Source organism: Actinoplanes sp. NPDC051388, from assembly GCF_055586225.1.
Window position 1 is genome coordinate 116,736 of record NZ_JBVJIP010000017.1, and the last position, 16,335, is coordinate 133,070.

The 16,335-nt window shown below is 69.2% G+C and carries 14 protein-coding genes and 1 pseudogene; 5 read left to right on the forward strand and 10 right to left on the reverse strand.

What is annotated here, in order from left to right; genetic code table 11:
* Positions 1-27 precede the first annotated feature (27 nt).
* Complete coding sequence (locus ACZ6TI_RS35455; RefSeq protein ID WP_465349587.1) at positions 28-1,221, forward strand: hypothetical protein; 1,194 nt, start codon at positions 28-30, stop codon at positions 1,219-1,221.
* Between the two features lie 215 nt (positions 1,222-1,436).
* Positions 1,437-1,763, forward strand: coding sequence for a hypothetical protein (locus tag ACZ6TI_RS35460; protein ID WP_465349588.1), 327 nt, complete (start codon positions 1,437-1,439; stop codon positions 1,761-1,763).
* A 370-nt stretch (positions 1,764-2,133) separates the two neighbouring features.
* Here the strand turns inward: ACZ6TI_RS35460 and ACZ6TI_RS35465 are convergent, their stop codons facing one another.
* Together ACZ6TI_RS35465 and ACZ6TI_RS35470 are read right to left on the reverse strand one after the other, a co-directional pair.
* Positions 2,134-2,559 (reverse strand): hypothetical protein, encoded by a 426-nt coding sequence (locus ACZ6TI_RS35465; RefSeq protein WP_465349589.1) that lies wholly within the window; start codon positions 2,557-2,559, stop codon positions 2,134-2,136.
* A 703-nt stretch (positions 2,560-3,262) separates the two neighbouring features.
* Positions 3,263-3,988: an SDR family NAD(P)-dependent oxidoreductase gene (locus ACZ6TI_RS35470; protein ID WP_465349590.1), complete on the reverse strand. Its 726-nt coding sequence runs from the start codon at positions 3,986-3,988 to the stop codon at positions 3,263-3,265.
* A 1,101-nt stretch (positions 3,989-5,089) separates the two neighbouring features.
* Here ACZ6TI_RS35470 and ACZ6TI_RS35475 point away from each other — a divergent pair.
* A complete protein-coding gene (locus tag ACZ6TI_RS35475) occupies positions 5,090-6,364 on the forward strand; it encodes a tyrosine-type recombinase/integrase (protein ID WP_465349591.1) in 1,275 nt (424 codons plus the stop codon).
* Positions 6,361-8,391 (forward strand): tyrosine-type recombinase/integrase, encoded by a 2,031-nt coding sequence (locus ACZ6TI_RS35480; protein WP_465349592.1) that lies wholly within the window; start codon positions 6,361-6,363, stop codon positions 8,389-8,391. The genes ACZ6TI_RS35475 and ACZ6TI_RS35480 overlap by 4 nt, the downstream gene beginning before the upstream one ends.
* Before the next feature lie 370 nt (positions 8,392-8,761).
* On the opposite strand, the gene ACZ6TI_RS35485 is transcribed toward ACZ6TI_RS35480, so the two are convergent.
* The 3 genes and pseudogenes from ACZ6TI_RS35485 to ACZ6TI_RS35495 all read right to left on the reverse strand — a co-directional run bounded on the left by ACZ6TI_RS35485 (position 8,762) and on the right by ACZ6TI_RS35495 (position 10,106).
* The gene (locus ACZ6TI_RS35485; RefSeq protein ID WP_465349740.1) at positions 8,762-9,568 is read right to left on the reverse strand and encodes an alpha/beta fold hydrolase; all 807 of its coding nucleotides are present in this window, start codon (positions 9,566-9,568) and stop codon (positions 8,762-8,764) included.
* Positions 9,569-9,591: 23 nt separating this feature from the next.
* A pseudogene (locus ACZ6TI_RS35490) lies at positions 9,592-9,921 on the reverse strand (ATP-binding cassette domain-containing protein); the annotation flags it as partial.
* Complete coding sequence (locus ACZ6TI_RS35495; RefSeq protein WP_465349593.1) at positions 9,888-10,106, reverse strand: hypothetical protein; 219 nt, start codon at positions 10,104-10,106, stop codon at positions 9,888-9,890. The pseudogene ACZ6TI_RS35490 and the gene ACZ6TI_RS35495, both read right to left, overlap by 34 nt.
* A 49-nt stretch (positions 10,107-10,155) precedes the next feature.
* Between ACZ6TI_RS35495 and ACZ6TI_RS35500 the strand changes: the two genes are divergently transcribed.
* Positions 10,156-10,854, forward strand: coding sequence for a winged helix-turn-helix transcriptional regulator (locus ACZ6TI_RS35500; protein ID WP_465349594.1), 699 nt, complete (start codon positions 10,156-10,158; stop codon positions 10,852-10,854).
* 271 nt (positions 10,855-11,125) lie between these two features.
* Here the strand turns inward: ACZ6TI_RS35500 and ACZ6TI_RS35505 are convergent, their stop codons facing one another.
* From ACZ6TI_RS35505 to ACZ6TI_RS35525, 5 genes are all read right to left on the reverse strand, one after another.
* Entirely contained in the window at positions 11,126-11,458 is a 333-nt protein-coding gene (locus ACZ6TI_RS35505; protein WP_465349595.1) for a hypothetical protein, read from the reverse strand.
* 489 nt (positions 11,459-11,947) lie between these two features.
* Complete coding sequence (locus ACZ6TI_RS35510) at positions 11,948-13,069, reverse strand: DUF6884 domain-containing protein (RefSeq protein ID WP_465349596.1); 1,122 nt, start codon at positions 13,067-13,069, stop codon at positions 11,948-11,950.
* The gene (locus tag ACZ6TI_RS35515; protein ID WP_465349597.1) at positions 13,066-14,346 is read right to left on the reverse strand and encodes a hypothetical protein; all 1,281 of its coding nucleotides are present in this window, start codon (positions 14,344-14,346) and stop codon (positions 13,066-13,068) included. Before ACZ6TI_RS35515 ends, ACZ6TI_RS35510 begins: the two co-directional genes overlap by 4 nt.
* 95 nt (positions 14,347-14,441) lie before the next feature.
* Complete coding sequence (locus ACZ6TI_RS35520) at positions 14,442-15,197, reverse strand: hypothetical protein (protein ID WP_465349598.1); 756 nt, start codon at positions 15,195-15,197, stop codon at positions 14,442-14,444.
* Positions 15,194-16,294: an ArdC family protein gene (locus tag ACZ6TI_RS35525; RefSeq protein WP_465349599.1), complete on the reverse strand. Its 1,101-nt coding sequence runs from the start codon at positions 16,292-16,294 to the stop codon at positions 15,194-15,196. Before ACZ6TI_RS35525 ends, ACZ6TI_RS35520 begins: the two co-directional genes overlap by 4 nt.
* Positions 16,295-16,335 lie beyond the last annotated feature (41 nt).

The window sequence follows — 16,335 nt, forward strand, 5'->3', positions numbered from 1 at the left end:
CACCAGAGAAGAGAAGGGAACCACGTCATGTTGTCCGCATCGGCAGTCGAACCGTCGCCGGCCACCGCCGCGCCACCCCGACGCTCGATCGGCGTCGAACGGGCGGCCTGGACGTTCTACGCCGTCGCGGCGCTCGGCTCCTCGCTCGGACAGATCTGGGTTGGCGTCGAAACACCACCCTGGCCCGACGCCATCCCGCTGTGGGTCCGCGCGCTGCTCGTCGCTCCGTTCGCCATCGTCATCGACCTGGGAGGCGCGGTCGCCTCCGCGTTCGCCGACAGCCGCCGACGCATCGGCGAAGCCGCGTATGGCTGGCGCACCCTGTCTGCCGCCTCGGTCTCCCTCGCCGTCGGTATCAACGTCGTCGGCCACGCCGGCTCGCCGTATCTCGCGACAGTGTTCGGCGGTCTCGGTGTTTTCGCGTACGCGGTGTGGCTACTACACAGCGCTGCCCGCCGCCGCGACGCCTTGCGCGCCGCCGGCAAACTCCGCGCGACCGCACCCTCCTACGGCCTGCTGCAGTGGAAGCGTGAACCCAACGTCACCTGGCGCGCTCGCACCCTGGCCATCGACCACGGCTACGGACGTGTCCAGTCGCTGAACGTCGCCCGTACCCAGCTCGCGGTAGAAGCGAGACGCGCCGCCCTGGTCGAGCACATCGAAGCCAAGATCCGCGCCCGTCACGAGAACGACCCGATCCTCGCCTCGATCGCCGCCACCACGACCCCGATCGACGAGGTGGCCCAGGAACTCATCGACATGATCGACGCCCACGGCTGGGCCGTCGTCATCAACGCCCAGATCCAGCCACCCGCCGCACCCGCACCGGCCCCGGCGCCCCACCCGTCCGAACCCGGTGACGACATTGACGACCGAGACGACCTGCGCGACGACCGCCTCGACCGCGACGGGGACGACGGGCATGAGGATGATGACGACGACCGGCGCGATGACGTCGACCAGCTCACCGATCTCGTCGCGATCATGCCCACCAAAGCGGACGGTTACCAGCGGTGGCGCATGTGGTGGAACGAGATCAGCGTGCGGCCCGACGCCACCAACCAACAACTCGCCGATGACCTCGACACCAGCAAACGCACCGTGCAACGCATCCGCGCCGTCGGCGCCGCCGGGCTGCTCGACTCGCCACGACCACCCAACGGAAGGCGCCTGCGCCTGGCGACCGCCAACGGAGTTCCCCACCCCGAACTCACCTCATGATCATCCACTCGACCAGCATCCGAACGTGAAGAACCAAGCATCCGCTTCCGAGTCGGGAGGGTCGGGTCGCTGACAGTGTCGATCGGCTCTTCGTCGTTAGATTCCTCGGATCCAGCCGATGGCGGTACCCGGGGCGCTCCCAGACAGACCCGCAACGCGGCACGGGCAAAGAGCGTGAATGATCGGCGTCGAGCACAACGAAGGAGCAGTCCGAGGTGGGTATCGTCGTGCAGGGTCTTGCCCCGCTGGCAGCGCTCGTGCTTGTCCTCGGGGCCGTGATCGTGTGGGACCGCCTGCGCGAGCCTCGCCGCGACCCGACCCGACCAATGGCCGTCGTCGACGCCCGCACATACCGTGACGCCGAGCGCCGGGTCCGTCGGCTGCTCGATGCAGGTGACACGATGCACGCCCGGACGCTCATGCACGCGATGTGTCTTTGGCTGCGCAGCGAAGTCAGCACGGGCCGTAAGTCCCGCCGCGTACGACGAGCCGCTGACCTTGAACAGTGGCAGCTACGTCTGGAACAGCTCGCGATCGACTGACCCTGCCCTTCACCCAGGCCCGGCGCTGAACTCGCCAGTACCAACGGCGTCTGCCAGCCCTGACCCAGGTCGACGGGAAACGACCCGAGCGGCCACGCCCGGCCAGGAGGCAGAAGGTCACCGCCCTCGATGAGCTGGGTGGCGTCGCGAAGCGGCTACGCCCGAGCGCACAGACCACACCGAAGTCCATCCCGCCTGCCAGCGTCCAGAACATCTCGTAACAAAACAGCTACTCTGTGTAGTTGGAGTGGGTACAGAAAGAGCACTGCTCGCGCCCTGGAGGGCACGAGGAACACGCGAAAGAGGGCGTGGCGCGCCGCCCCCTGCCCAGGCCATCGGGTGGGAGCAGCACGCTCCTCGGTGGAAAGGGTCAGAACTCAGCTTCTAGGCCGTTGATGAATTGCAGGACCAGGCGGGTGATCTTGACCGTGATGGTGCTCAGCACGTAGGCCTGGTCTTCGGTCGGCGGCTGGTCCGGGTCGTCGTCGAGCGTCTCGGTGAACCGGTCGAGGCGCTTGTAGGCCGGGCTGATGCGGGCGACGGCGCGGATGGTGTGCGGTGTGAGCACGATGGTCCGGGACGGGATTCCAAGCAGGTCCTCGTACGGGAAGGGGTAGTCCGCGGTGGTCGCTCCAGGTTCGACCGAACGCACGACGGTGTCAGGGTCCTCCTGGCTGATGTGGTGGTGGCGTTCGGCGAGAACGGCGGCGGTATTGGCGTCGGGTGCATTGACCACCCAGTAGCACGGGTATTCGCCCTCGTGGCGCCCCGTGCCGGCGATGGTGACCGTCCACATGTCGGGTGCGTATCGCAAGCCGCCGGCAACCGGCGAGCCGCCGGCGCCGCGGGGAGCTCCGCCAGCGGCAACCAGCGACCCCGCGACGCGGGCGCTGGCGGTGTAGTCGACACGTCGATGACCAGGAATTCGGGCTCGATCAGTGCGTGCAGGGCACCGGTGTTCGTCGAGACCGCGATCGGCCACGCTTGCATGAGGAAACCAACGACCTGTTCGGCTGGGACGTGCAGAACGTCATCGTCGTGAATGTCGTCGTGGGCCTGGGTCTGGTCGTATGCCTGGCGGCTGTCGTCGAAGGTGAATACGCGGACGCCGTCGAGCAGCCGGGGCCGCGGCCAGAGGTCGGCCTCGGCGGGCAGTTGGTCGGCGTGCACGACGATCGACGCAGCGTCGGCGGTGACGAGGTCGCCGGCCTGGCGATTGTTCGGGCGACGTTCAAGATGCCGACGTCGCGGGCGGTTTGGGGCGCCGACAATTCCCGTGCGGCCTCGTTCCGGCGGCGTTTGATTTGGGGCGGCACCGTGCCGATGGCTCGTCGCCCATCTGATGGCACGGGATTGGTCGGCTTGGGCGCGCTACCGCCAGATCGGTTCCGCATGATCGTCAGTCCTGGCCCCGGCCCCGCTTCACGGACAGTGACGGCTTGCAGGCGAGCCGCGCGTTGTTCGCGGCATGAGCGGATGGCGGGTGGCTGCGCGCGGGTTCAGGACGCGTTGTTGGCCCGGGGACGCCACAGCCGCAGCTTGACCGCGAGGCCGACGCGGACCAGGCAGACCAAGACACCCATCCGTCGCGGATACGAGACCACCGCGGGCCGGCGGCGCAGGGTCCGCAGGACCACATCCGCCGCCCTGTCGGCGGTGATGAGCATGGGACGCACCGGCGATTGGCCCATCTTGGTGTCCACGAGCCCGAACCGGACGTTGGTCACCCGCACGCCCTGGCGGCGTACCGCCAGGGACAGCCCGGACAGGTACGCGGACATGCCGGCCTTGGACGCCGGATAGCCGAACGCCGCCGCGTCGAACATCACGTCGGCGTAGCTGGACAGCCCAACGATGTGCCCACCCCGAGCGGCGACCATGCGGGGCACCACCGCCTCCACCGTGCGTGCCATGCCAAGCAGGTTGACCTCAATGGTCCGGGTCTGCATTGGCAGGTCCGCGAGCCCGGTCCGCGCCCCGGTGCCGACCGAGTAGACGCAAAGGTCGACTCGGCCCAGCCTGTCCTGCGACCGGGCAAGCGCCGCCGGGTAGTCGCTGGCGGTAACGTCTACCACCTCATGTGTGTACGCCAGATCCTCGATCGGGCTTGGGCTTCGTGACAAGCCCGCCACCCGCCAGCCGCGGTCGAGCAGCTTGCGGGTGACCGCCAGGCCAATGCCGTCGCTGCCGCCGACAACGATCGCGTGGAGGGGGCGGGTCGCCATCAAGTCATCGCCTCGCGATCTTGCCCTCGTCGATCTCCGCGCGGCGCACGCTACCACGAGTGGGTACTCGTGTGATCACGCCGCCGGGGGTACCACGGGACCACCGCTGGCCTGCCCCTTGACACCCCACACATAGCCATCGAGGTCACGGAAGCGCAGCCGGCGGGATCACGTGCACTGTCATCGGCTCCGTGAACCTTCCCGGACGCATTCGGCTTCTACGGAGAGTGACTCGGCGCTGTTACTGATGGCGACACCGGGACTTGACCGTGATCCACAAGGCCGCCGGTTTCACGAACATCCACGCTGGGCGCGCGAGGCCCGTTGCGGAACGCAAGGACCGGGCGTTCCCGGCGCCTTGCCGATGATGAGCGACACCTCACCGATCTGGCAGTCCGGTTCGCGGGGATCTTCGTCGGCATCGTGCACGCCGCGCCCATAGTGATTCTCAATGTCGCGTAACAGGCGATGGCCTCGGCGTCGGCTGCGGACGAGCCGTCGACCCAGAAGATCGAGGCTTCGCCCCCAGGGCTTTGGAAGGTCACTCTCCACATCAGAAGGGGCTCTCCTCTTTCGGGTAGGTGGAAGCGGCCCTGAACCCGGGATGGGTTCAGGGCCGCTCGTGGATGGGGTGGAGAGGCTCAGACGAGTCCGGACGCTGCGGCGGGCTGGCCGAGGAGGGTGGCCGCCTCAGCCAACTCGGTGTCGGTGAATCCGTGCGCGTGGGCGGTCGCCGTCACGGTGCGGCTGCCGGCCGGCGCGGTGCGCAGCCGGTGCCGGCGAAGACATCGCCGAGCACGGTGCTGCCGCCTGCGACCCGCCCCGGGCGGGTCGGCGCCAGGTCCGGTGAGCCGGCCGGGCTCGGTCGCGGTGCGGGCACCGCCGAATGTGTTCCCGTCGACGTAGTCCAGGTCGCCGAGGCGATCGGTGACCTGCTCGGCCAGCCACTGGGCCGGGTTCAGAGGGCAGTCGTCGGGGTAAATGTCCGGGTCGACGTCGTCGCGGGACGGGTGGACCGTCCAGTAGTCGCTGGCGGGGTCCCAGAACCCGTCCTGCTCGGTGTAGCCGTGCCCGGGCTCGCATTCGTCGCCGTAGGCGGTGGTGTTCCCGCCGGTCAGTTTGTTATCTCGACAAACGGGTCAGCTCCGTATTGCTGGTGCGCCTCGTTGGACTCGTCTGGGCAGTCGCTCGAGGAGTCCAGGAGGACAGTTGCAGGCGGTAAAGGTGCTTGACGAGCACGGAATCCTGCGGTGGCTACTCGCCGACGAGGACGGAACGCCGGTGGAGATCGCGGGTCGGTTCCTGCGGTTCTTGCAGAATCGGCAGCTGTCTCCGAACACGGTGGCCGCCTACGCGCGGGATCTGACGTTGTTCTTCCGTTTCCTTGTTCATCGCGGACTCGACTTTGACGCGGTCGGCCCGGCGCTGGTGGTGGACTTCCTAGACTTCTTGACGCATCTGCCCGTGCGCCGGCCAGGCAAGCAGCAGGCACTCGCTGTGGTCACGAGCAACGCGGGCGGCTCGGGTCGGCGGCGCGCGGGCAGCTCGATCAACCGGACGATGGCGGCCGTGTCGAGCTTCTACGAGTTCGTGATCACCGTTGAGGTGTACGAGGGTGACAACCCGGTACGCAAGGTCGACGACGTCGCCTCCGGCCGGGTCGCCGAGCGGCATCGGCCGTTCATGGGCCGCGCCAGCCGTCAGCGTCCGGTGCGCCGCGCGGTCCGGGTCAGGACCGTGCGAGGCTTGCCCCGCCCGATGGCGCCGGAGGACGTGACGGAGCTGTTCGCCACGTTCACGACGCTGCGCGACCGGGCGATCTTCCTGCTGATGCTCGACGGCGGGCTGCGACCGGGTGAAGTGCTTGGGCTGCGGATCCCGGATGACCTCGAGTACGGCCGCCGCCGGGTCCACGTGCGCCACCGCGATGATCACCCGCGCGGGGTGCGGCAGAAGTCCCGCACCGACCGGGTGGTTGACCTGCACGATCCGCGCACCCTCACGGCGGTGTCGCAGTACGTGATGACCGAGCGTCCCCGCGAGTCCGGTTCACCGTTCCTGTTCTTGGTCGGCGGTCGGGGCCGTCGCCGGTGTGAGCCGTTGGGCTATCAGGCGTTGTGGGCGAGCTTCGCGCGCCGCTGCACCCGGCTCGGTATTCGCACGCCGTGGACGACGCCGCACGCGTTGCGGCACACGCACGCCACGGCGATGTGGGAGTCGGGCATGCGGGAGTTGGCGTTGCAGAAGCGACTCGGACACGCGTCACCGGAGTCGACCCAGATCTACACCCGGGTCTCCGACCGGGAGGTATTGGCCGACTACGAGGCCGCGACCGCGGCCATAGCCGCTCGCAGCAACGAAGGGCGGCCCGAGTGAGCCGAGCATTCGCCGTGGCCACCCAAGGCTCGACCTGGCTGCGGCACTTCACCGACGACGAGTACACGGCGCTGGTCATCCCCGCCGACAAAGGCCGCTACGAGTCAAGCCGGACCCGACGACAAGGCCGCCGCGAGTTCATCGAGCAGTGGCCCGACCTCGGCGCGTGGATGACGGCGCCGGTAGCGGACCGGCTGATGCACGCCGCGCCGTATGCGGAGTCTCGGCATCGGCACGTGGTGGTCCGCGGGCACCGGCTCTACGTGAGTCTGCTGGCGATGCACGACCGGGTCACCCTCGACTACCCGTGGCTGTTCGCGAACTCGTTCAAGGACCTGCTGACCGAGAGCGGGAAGCTGCTGGGCATGGGGCCCGACTGGCTGACACCCCTGGACGTCGAGGCGCAACGGATCGGCTACCGGCAGCCTGCCGCGCACCGCACCTTGGCCGGGGCGAGCATGCGGATCGCGCTGCATCGCGGCAACCCGGACTGGCGGACAATCACCGTCGAGGACCTCGACCGGTTCCGCGCCGAACTGGACGCATTCGCCGCCCGCGACGACGTGCGCACCCTGCGGCCCGAGTTCGTAGCCGGCGGGAGGGTACGAGAGTGGTACCGCAACCTTCGGACCAGCATTTACACCACCCAGGTCGTCCTGCACAGCCTCGGCGTGGTCGCCACACAGGTCCGCTACATCTCCACCGGAGGACGGCCGCACCAACGCCCGTCCGGGCCGCCAGCGATCGAGAAGGTCATCGACCGATACATCGAACGCACCGCTCCGGCCCGCACTCACCAGAACCTCCGAACCCGGTTTCGGGTCTTCACCTCCTGGCTGTCGGAGCACCATCCCGAGGTGACCAACCTCGCCGAGCTCACCCGGACCCAGCTGGAAGAGTTCCTGACCTGGGTCGCCACCGGCTACCGCAACTACCGCACCGGGCAGCCGGTCAGCGTCTCCACACAGGTGCACACCATCTCGGGGCTCAACGTGTTCCTCCGCAAGACCCTCGCCTGGGGCTGGGACGACGTGCCGGACCGGCCATTGCTGAGCCACCTCGACATGCCCAAGCAGGTCAAGACGGTGCCCCGCTACCTCCCGGCCCCGGAACTCGACGCCGTCGTCGAGGGCATCCGCGCGCTGACCGACTCCTACCAGCGAGCCGCCTGCCTGATCGCCCGTTGGGTCGGGCCACGCCGCAGCGAGATCCGGCGCCTGGATTTGGACTGCCTCGACGCCTACCCCGACGGACATCCACGACTGCGGATCCCGGCGGGCAAGACCTATACCGAACGCATAGTTCCCCTCCATCCCGAAGCCGCAGACGCGCTGCGAGTATGCATTGAGCAGACCCGCGCTCGTGGCCAGCGCCCGCTCATCGACGAGGTCACCGGCAAGCCGACCCATTACGTGTTCCAGCTCCGCGGCCGGCTGCTCAGCGACTACTTCCTGTTCGACTCCGCACTACAGAAAGCCTGCGAACACGCCGGACTCGTCGACGGCGACGGCGCGAAAACCGTGACCAGCCACCGATTCCGACACACCGTCGGCACGCAACTCGCCGAAGAAGGCGCCCGCATCCAAACGATCATGGCCATCCTCGGACACACCAGCCCCGCGATGAGCCTCTTCTACGCCCGCATCAGCGACACCGCCGTGCTCCGCGACTACCAGACCGCGCTGCAACCCGGAGCCCTCCTCGCCGGCCCCGCCGCCGAGGCGATCCGCAACAACGAACTGTCCGAACAGGCGGTGAACTGGCTGTCCAGCAACTACTACAAGACCGCCCTCGAACTCGGCCATTGTCTGCGGCTACCCGAGGAAGGCCCGTGCGAGTGCGACCTGTTCCTCACCTGCTCCAAGTTCTTCACCACCGCAGAGTATGAACCCCGCCTACACGACCGGCTCTGCCTGGAGCAACGCCTCGCCAAGGACGCCGCACAGCGTGGCTGGCCCCGCGAGGTCGAACGGCACAACGCCATCGCAAAACGCATAGCAGGGCTGCTGGACGAGCTTGCTCCTTGAACCAAATCAGCAACGCCGGTGCGGAGTCGGGTACGTCAAATGTGCAGAGGTCCGGGGGCGCGAAGCGCGGAACGCTGCGACGCGGGCGGCGGCCCGGCGACCCGCTTGAGCTACTCACGACGAGCAATCGCTGGACGTGGACTCTCGCCGGATTGCGGCAGATCCATACGCTCCGCCGGGATTGAGATCCGGGCTGCGGGGTCAACGTTGGCGCGCTTGTCGTGGCAGTGTTCAGCTTGCAGATCGCGTTCGCGCCAACACGCGGCGAGACTCCGGAACTCAGGAGTCGCCGCTCACCGACCGATGCTGACGTGGCCGATGGGCCTGCGTTCCGAAGCGACCCACGGTCGCGACCTGATCAGTCGACGGGCTACTGGTTGAAGAACGTCTTCAGTACACGGGCCATGAGTTCGGGGGCGACGACGTGTCCCTGCCCGTCGAGCGTGTGTCGTTCGGTCTGGGGGGTGGCAGCGGCTATCGCTTTCGCGGCGCGGTCGAATAAGTCGGTCGGGAGGCCCGCCATCTGGGGCTCGGTGATCGGACCCTCGGTGGTCACCAGGACCGACTGAGTGATGCGGGCAAGTCGGTTCGTGGGGATCTTGTAGTCATTGAGGACCACGGCGTCTTTGACGAGCGTGTGGGCGAGCGCGACGGACGAGGCCCAGATCGGGTGCTGTTTGCCAGCCGCGATGTCCGCGTCGGGTCCGCCGGTGAGCCTCATGAACAGTTCCAGGAGCTCCTCGTCCCGGCCGGCTTTGTATGCCTCGTGGGTGTCCGCGAGGTACTGGTTGAACCTCGGCCACAGGTCGTCCCCGATCACGTACGGCACATCCCACACCGCGATCTTGTCGATCGCCGAACCTGCCGCTGCTGCCTCCAGCACGAGGGCGCCGCCAGATGAGGCGCCGTACACGTGAGCTGAGCCGCCGGCTGTCGCAATCAGCGCGTCGAGGTCTTCCACCTCCCGCGCCAAGGCGTACGGCGGTGTATTGCCGCTGGCGCCCCGGCCGCGTCGTGCGTAATTGTAGACCGTGAAATGGTTGGCAAGGAGCCGGGCCAGCGGCGCGTTCTCAGCGCCGTCGTCTAGGGTGCCGCCGACGAGGATCACCGCCGGGCCAGTGCCTTTCCGGTCGTAGGCGATCCTCGTACCGTCGGCGGACGTCACACGAAGTGTCATCTCGTTCACTGCTTCTCTCCATTTCTCGAGTAGCCGAGCAGCCTGGCGAGCAGCAACAGGTTCTCCACCCCAGTGAGGTCCTCGTCGACCGACGCGAACTGCCCGGTGAGGCTCACCCTGCTCCGCACCGCCTGGGCGTCACGCACGACGTCGTAGCCGAGCACTTGCGCCTCTCCCGCGTCGGGGGGCAGGAGCGTGGCCAGCATGCGGATCGCGGTGGTCTTGCCCGCCCCGTTCGGACCGAGCACGCCGTACACGCCCCCGGCGCTCACGGCCAGGTCGACACCGGCGACCGCGTGGGTCTTGCCGAAGCTCTTCTTCAACCCTCTCGTCTCGATCGCGAGCTTTCCCATGGGTTCGATTCCTTCTCTCGGTGTTGCGAACGGATTAGTTGAGCACGGTGCGCGGCCAGCGCCTCGGCGAGTGGGGCGTTCTCCGTTCCGTCGTCGAGACCGCCGCCGACCCGGATCACCCGGGGGCCGTCGCCGTGCCGTGTGTAGCCGATGACGGTGCCGTCGACGGAGGTCACAGTGTTCATACTCCTAATTTAGGAGCATTCGCTCCTGTTGTCAAGTACACTCGGGTGCATGAGCAAGAAGCGGCTGTTCGACGACCCCTGCGGCATCGCGCGAGCGCTGAACGCGGTCGGCGAGCGGTGGGCGTTGCTCGTCGTGCGGGAGCTGGTCTTCGGCCCGAAGCGCTACTCCGACCTGCACCGCGGGCTGCCGCAGATGAGCCAGAACGTCCTCGCGCAGCGGTTGCGCGAGCTCGAAGCCGACGGCCTGGTGCGGCGAAGGCGCCTGGGACCGCCTGCGTCCGCCGCCGTGTACGAACTCACCGAGCGCGGGCAGGAACTGGAGCCCGTGCTCCGCGCGCTCGCCCACTGGGGCAGCCGCGCACCGCTGCCCGAGGACGGCGCGGCTGAACTGAGCGTCGACGCGCTGCTGTTCGCCCTGCGCGCCACCTTCGATCCGGCACTGGCAGGTGAGCTGTCGCTGCGCTGCCAGCTGGACGTCGCGGGCGACCGGTTCCGCATCACCGTTGCAGGCGGGCGCCTCGAGTTGGACCGCGGTGAGCACGCCGAACCCGATGCGTGGCTGACCGTGCCGGAGGCGGCGACATTGCGCGATCTGGTGTTCGCCGGTGCGGCGCTGCACGACGCCGTCGAGCGGGCAGACACCGAGGTGGCGGGCGATACCGCGCGGCTCGCCGCACTGCTGCGCTGCTTTCCCGCAGCCGTGCGGTATCCGGCGCCACAGGACCCCGGGCCGCCGGATCCCGTGTAGCCGGGCCCCGTGTCACCTGGCCCGGGTGACCGAACGCCGAACTCCCGGATCCCGCCGTCGTCGGCCAGAAGCCAGCAGCGTGTCAACGCCGCCGTCGAGACGATCTCGGCTACGGTCAACTCGCATTCACGCCCAGACGGATCCACGCGTGATCACCAGTCGGACTCTGCGGCCAAGTTGTCGAGATAAAGCGTGATCACCGAGGCGCTGTAGTACAGCGCTCGCATGGGCTTTCTCCTCTCGCAGATCCCCCGTATCCGGAGTCGTGGTGTCATTCGGGATCCAGGACGTCGATCAACGCTCGGCCGACCGGCACGGGCCGGGGTGGTCGCCGTCGCGGTCGCGGTGGTGGGAATGCCTGCGCGGCGAGGGTTCGGCACCGCTCCAGCCGCAGCTGGTGCTCGCGGACCTCGTCCGGGCTGAATGTGCGCAGGTGCCGGTGGTAGCGGCGCAGGCAGCCGTGCACGCCGTCACCGGCGAGCAGGGCGTTGACCTCGGCTCGTACTTGCGCCAGGCGCGGCGTGGCCGGCAGGTCGGCCAGAGTGAGGACCTTGGCCAGTGCGGCCAGGTCGGTCTCGACGCGCACGCGGATCATCACGCTCATCGCCGTTGCCACTTGGCTGCGTAGATCTGCTCGGTGACGTAGGCGAGCAGCGCCCGGACCTGCGCGTGGTGCGCAGGCCCGCGGCGACCTCCAGCAGCGGACGGATCGCCGTGGCCAGGGCCGGGTCTTTGGCCGCCCGCCGTTCCAGCACGGTGCGGGCGATCTGGTCGCGGGCGGTGCGGTCGAGGACTTCGAGCCGGGCGACGGCGTCCCGGTCGTCGAAGCGTTGCAGCCACGGCCCGGGCGAGCCGTAGAGTTCCACGTGCCGTCCGGTCCTGGCCACGGTGGCCGTATAGATGCCGCCGATCGTCCAGTGGCCGCTGGCTTTGAACCGGTACCAGAGCTCGTCCGGCAGTCTCTGCCCGGCCGGTGGTTCCGGGATCCAGGCGTGGACGGTCCCGGCTTTCAGGACCCGCAGACCGCCGTAGATCCACCGTTCGCTCGTGCGGGACGGCTCGCCGTCGGGTGCGGTTTCGCTGGTGGGATCGGTCATGCCGGGCCGTCCCCACTGTGCTGGTCGCGGTTGTTGGCGTCGGCGCCCTGCTGGGTGATCGCCTTCAGCCGGGCGAGCTGCTCGCCGATGCCGCGGGCGTCGTCGAGCGGCCGGGCCGCGTCCGCCCACACGGAGCTGATGAGGTCGGCGTACCGGAGGCCAGCGAGCACGGTCACCGCCGCGGTGGTGATACCCAAAGCTGCGGCCTGCTCGGCGATCCGGGCCGCGGTGACAGCGCCGGGGTCGCCGATGCTCAGGTCGTAGTCGTCGACCTCGGTGTCGAGCGTGACCAGCCCATGACGGGCGGACAGCACCAGCACCTGCCCACCGGTTCGCACCGCGATCACCGCAGCGGCCCGGCGGGCCGCGTGATGGAAGCTGCCGAGGTACTTGCGTCCGGCCGGAAGCCGGCCGGATTCCTTCGCCTTGCTACAGCCCACGACGATGACCGGCATCGGCGTCGGGGCAACCGAAGCGGGCGGCGCTGCGATCCACATGGGGACCGGACTGGCGTAGTGGGCGATCAGCTGCCCGGTGCGCAGGTCGTGAATCCGGTACCCGTCAACGGTGGTGGCCAGGATCGGCCGACCGGGCCGGACGTCCCGCTCGAAGTACAGGAAGGCTTCCGGGTACCCGGCGGCAGCCCAGGTCTGCCGTTTCGAGGTGGGGGTGGCTCCGGCTGCGGTGATGGCCTCGGCGGTGAGGCGATTCGACAGGGCCAGCTCGGCCGTGCGCGCGGCGAACTGCTCCTCAGCCGCGGCCACCGCGCCGATCAGCCCGGTCGCCGCCGTGGCCGCTCGCTCGGCGGGGACCGGCGCCGCGTCCGCCGGGCGGCTGCCTGCCGCCGGTACGGACGGCGAGGGAGCAGCCTCGCCGGCCGCTCCGGCTAGCGTGGAGGGTTCCGTGGGCGCGGGGGCCAGCCAGAATCGGCTGGTGTCGCCGAAGGCTTCGACGGTGTTGCCGGGGGTGTCGCGCAGCCGGACGGCGCGGGCTTCCCGGGCGATGAGCACCAGCACGCCCTCGCCGGTCGGCCGTTTCCGATCGCGGCCGAAGTAGATGCCGCGTTCGAGTTCGCCGTGTTCGCGCAGGTTGCCGCGCCGGGCGTCATCGCGCGTCACTGCCCATCGCCGTTCTGCGCGGTGCCCTCGGTGCCCAGCGGCTGATCGCCGCAGCCCGGTAGGGCATCGGGTGGGATGGCCGCGCCGGCCCGGGTCGGTGAGTCGCTGATGGTGGGTGGCTGCTCGGCGCCCGCCGTCCCGTGTCCGGCCGCGGAGCCGGGGCGGGGTAGGTCGACGATGCCGAGCATCTGCCACCCGCGGCCAGTCCAGACTTGCCAGACGAACTGGTTCTGGTGGGGCCGGCGTGCCGCTTCGCGCCCGGTGAACAGCTCCGCCAACCTCTGCCGGTCTCCGGGAGCGAAACGGCGCCGCTCGAGGACGATGTCGGTACCGACGATGTGGTCGTCGCCGTCGCGCAGGATGACCGCCGCGAAGCCCCTGTTCTCGGCGGCGACGATGTGCAAGGCCGTCTCGTATTCGGCGATCAGCGCCTGCAGAACCGTCGGCGTATCGACCTCGCGGCCCCGCCACCGGCAGGCCCGGACGAACTCGTCCAGGTCCTCGTGGCCGAACCGGTCATCGGCGGGACGAAACACCGGCAGCCGGCCTGGGCCGTACTCGACGGTGCCGACCGGACGGACGTCAACCCACAAGGTCGCGGTAAGAGCGGCCTGGCCGGCGGTGACGTCGTCGAGCGTGGTGACGGCGAGCCGGGGCATCCGCAGCGGCTGGTGGGTGGCCATCACGAACTCGCGGTGCCCGCCGAAGGCGGGCAGGCTACCGGCGATGCGGTCGCAGTCGGCCGGGTCGACCGCTTGCCAGGTCCAGTTGAAACCCATCGGGCAGTACCGCCCGTCCGGTCCCGGGCTCTGCCGCTCGATGGCGGGCTCCCCGTACTGGGCGGTCTCGTCAAGGACCAGGTCATCGCCGTCGAACCACACCGGCGGGATGCTTTCGTCCACCGCACGGTCCACCGCGGCACGGGTCTTACCTCGCACGAGAAGCCGCAGGCGGGTCAGCTGCCAGGCGAACAGCCCGAATCGCTGCCTCATCTGCGCGATGAGCCTGACGCGTTCCTCGTGGCGTAGCCGCTGCTGGTCGGCGGCCACGGCCTCGGCGACCTCGCGGGTGCACCGCCACACCGCCCAGCCGTTCCAATGGTCGATCAAGACACCGACGAAACCGACGGGAATCCGGGGCGGATCGCCGGTCCAGGCCCAGTCGCCGGCGAACACGCCGACGCTGCCAACGTCCATGTTGTCGGGATGCAGGTAGCCCAGGTCCCGGGACGGGTGGCTCACCGGCTGATCGCGGTGGCCGTCGTTGTCGTTGCTCACGAAATCCTCCAGAAGACGCGAAAAGCCACCGCCCCGGGATCGGGGCGGTGGCTCAGGGTGCAAGGCAGGCCGCGTTCGCGGGCTGCGAAATGGGCTTAGCGGTCTCGCGGCTCGGTTTGCCCGGCTGTGCTGCCCGGGGTCAGCCCGGCGGCGGCCCGCTGGCGGGGCGTGAGGCTGGCCCAGGTGCGCGGCTCGCTGCCGCCGCGCAACGTGCCGTCGAAGCCGGCCGCCTCGGCCTCGTCGAAGCTGAGCAGGCGGTCGCGCTGGTGCAGCAGGGTGTCGACGCGGTCTTGCACCGCGATCACGAACTCGCCCCCGAGCCGAACCGCATCGTCGCCGCCATCGCGAGGCAGGTCCTCGACGTAGGCGCCCGGGTCGACGTGCCGGATCAGGTCGACCCAGCAGCGGATCGGCGCGTCGTACAGCGGTCCGCGCTCGGCTTCGTCGCTCTCGATCATCGCGAACGCCCGGTCGGCGTCGGCGTGGATCTCGCGCCGGTGCTCGACGATGAACCGGTGGCCGGCGTGAGCGATGTGCTCGAACATGTAGTGCCGTTTTTCGACGTCGTCGAGCAGCCGCTCCCGCGCCGCGCGGTCGTTCCACCGATGCGCGATGACGTGCCGGCCGTCGACGGTAACTTCCCGCGTGTAGAGACCTTCCGGCACCACCACGCCCCCGACGACGATGTCGGCAGGCACGTCATACGCGTACAGGGCGAGTTCCCAATCGAGGCTGTCGCCGACGACCCGCCACTGCGGCAGGCTCTGCAGGGCCTCGATGACGGAGGCGTCGGTCACCACCTCGTACGGCCACACCACCTTCCGCCGGCCCGGGTCGCTCCGGGCCGTCACTGCCGGCCTCCCCCCGGGCCGCCGGACCGGCGTTTCCCGCCCGCTCGACGCCGGCCCGCACCGCTGCGCGTTGCCGGCCGCAGGTAGGCGGCGGGATCCTTCGCGGCGTCAGGCAAAGCGGCCTCGGGAGTGAGGTCCTTGAGGATGGCCTTGGCGACCCGCAATACCGTCTCCGCGCAGTCCTTGATCAGGCCCATATCGCCGTTGGCCCAGCCCAGCACGTAGGCGTCGCTGTAGATCTGGGTGTCCAAGCCCAGGACCCGGCAGCACAGGTGAGCGACGCTTTCCGCCTCGGTCTCCTTCCGGCCGCGGTGCAGGTTCTCACCCAGCCGCATGCCGGTGGTGTGCTCGCAGCGGATGTGCGCGAGTTCGTGCATCGTCGTCTTGGTCCGCTGGGCCGCGGACACGTCGTCGCGGATCAGGACCTGCCGGACCGAGGGGCCGGTGACGGTGACCCCGTTCGCCCGGCCCAGATACTCGCCGCCCGGTGCGGCGAGATCGTACGAGTAGCCGGCATCCTTGATCAGCTTGACGAGTTCGTCATACACACCGGTCCGGTCCCCACCCTCCAGCAACTGCGGCGTCTGCCCGCCCGCGGCCTGCACGCGGCGGGCCCGCTGCACGGTCGGCACCTCGAACGGCTCCCCGTCGGTCTGGGACAGGTCGAACGTCGACACCAGATGGAACCCGACCACCTGCACGACCGGGCGGCCCCGGTCGTCGCGCAGAACCTTGCGGCCGGCGGCCTCGGACCGGGCGGCCTCCTCCTCCGTCGGACGGCGTTTGACCGGCGCCCAGACCTTGAACCCGGTCTCGCCCTCGCGGACGTGGCGGCCGTACTTCTTCCAGCCGCTTCTGGCGTCCTTGTTGCCGAACGGCAGGAAGAACGTCGGGGTCATCTGACGCTGTTCGGCCTGCATCAGCAGCAGGAACACGTTGTTCAGGCTGTACTGGGCGCCGAACTCGGCGACAGTCTCGAGGAACGTCACCCATTCGGCCGGATCCGCGGCCAGCCGGGCCAGCCGGGCATCGAAATCGGTCTTGATGGACTCGAGGAGCTCGGCGCGTTCCTCGTCGGACATCTTGCTACGGGCCATGATGTCGGTCCGTCCTTTCCCCGCCACGTGGCGGCGGGCAG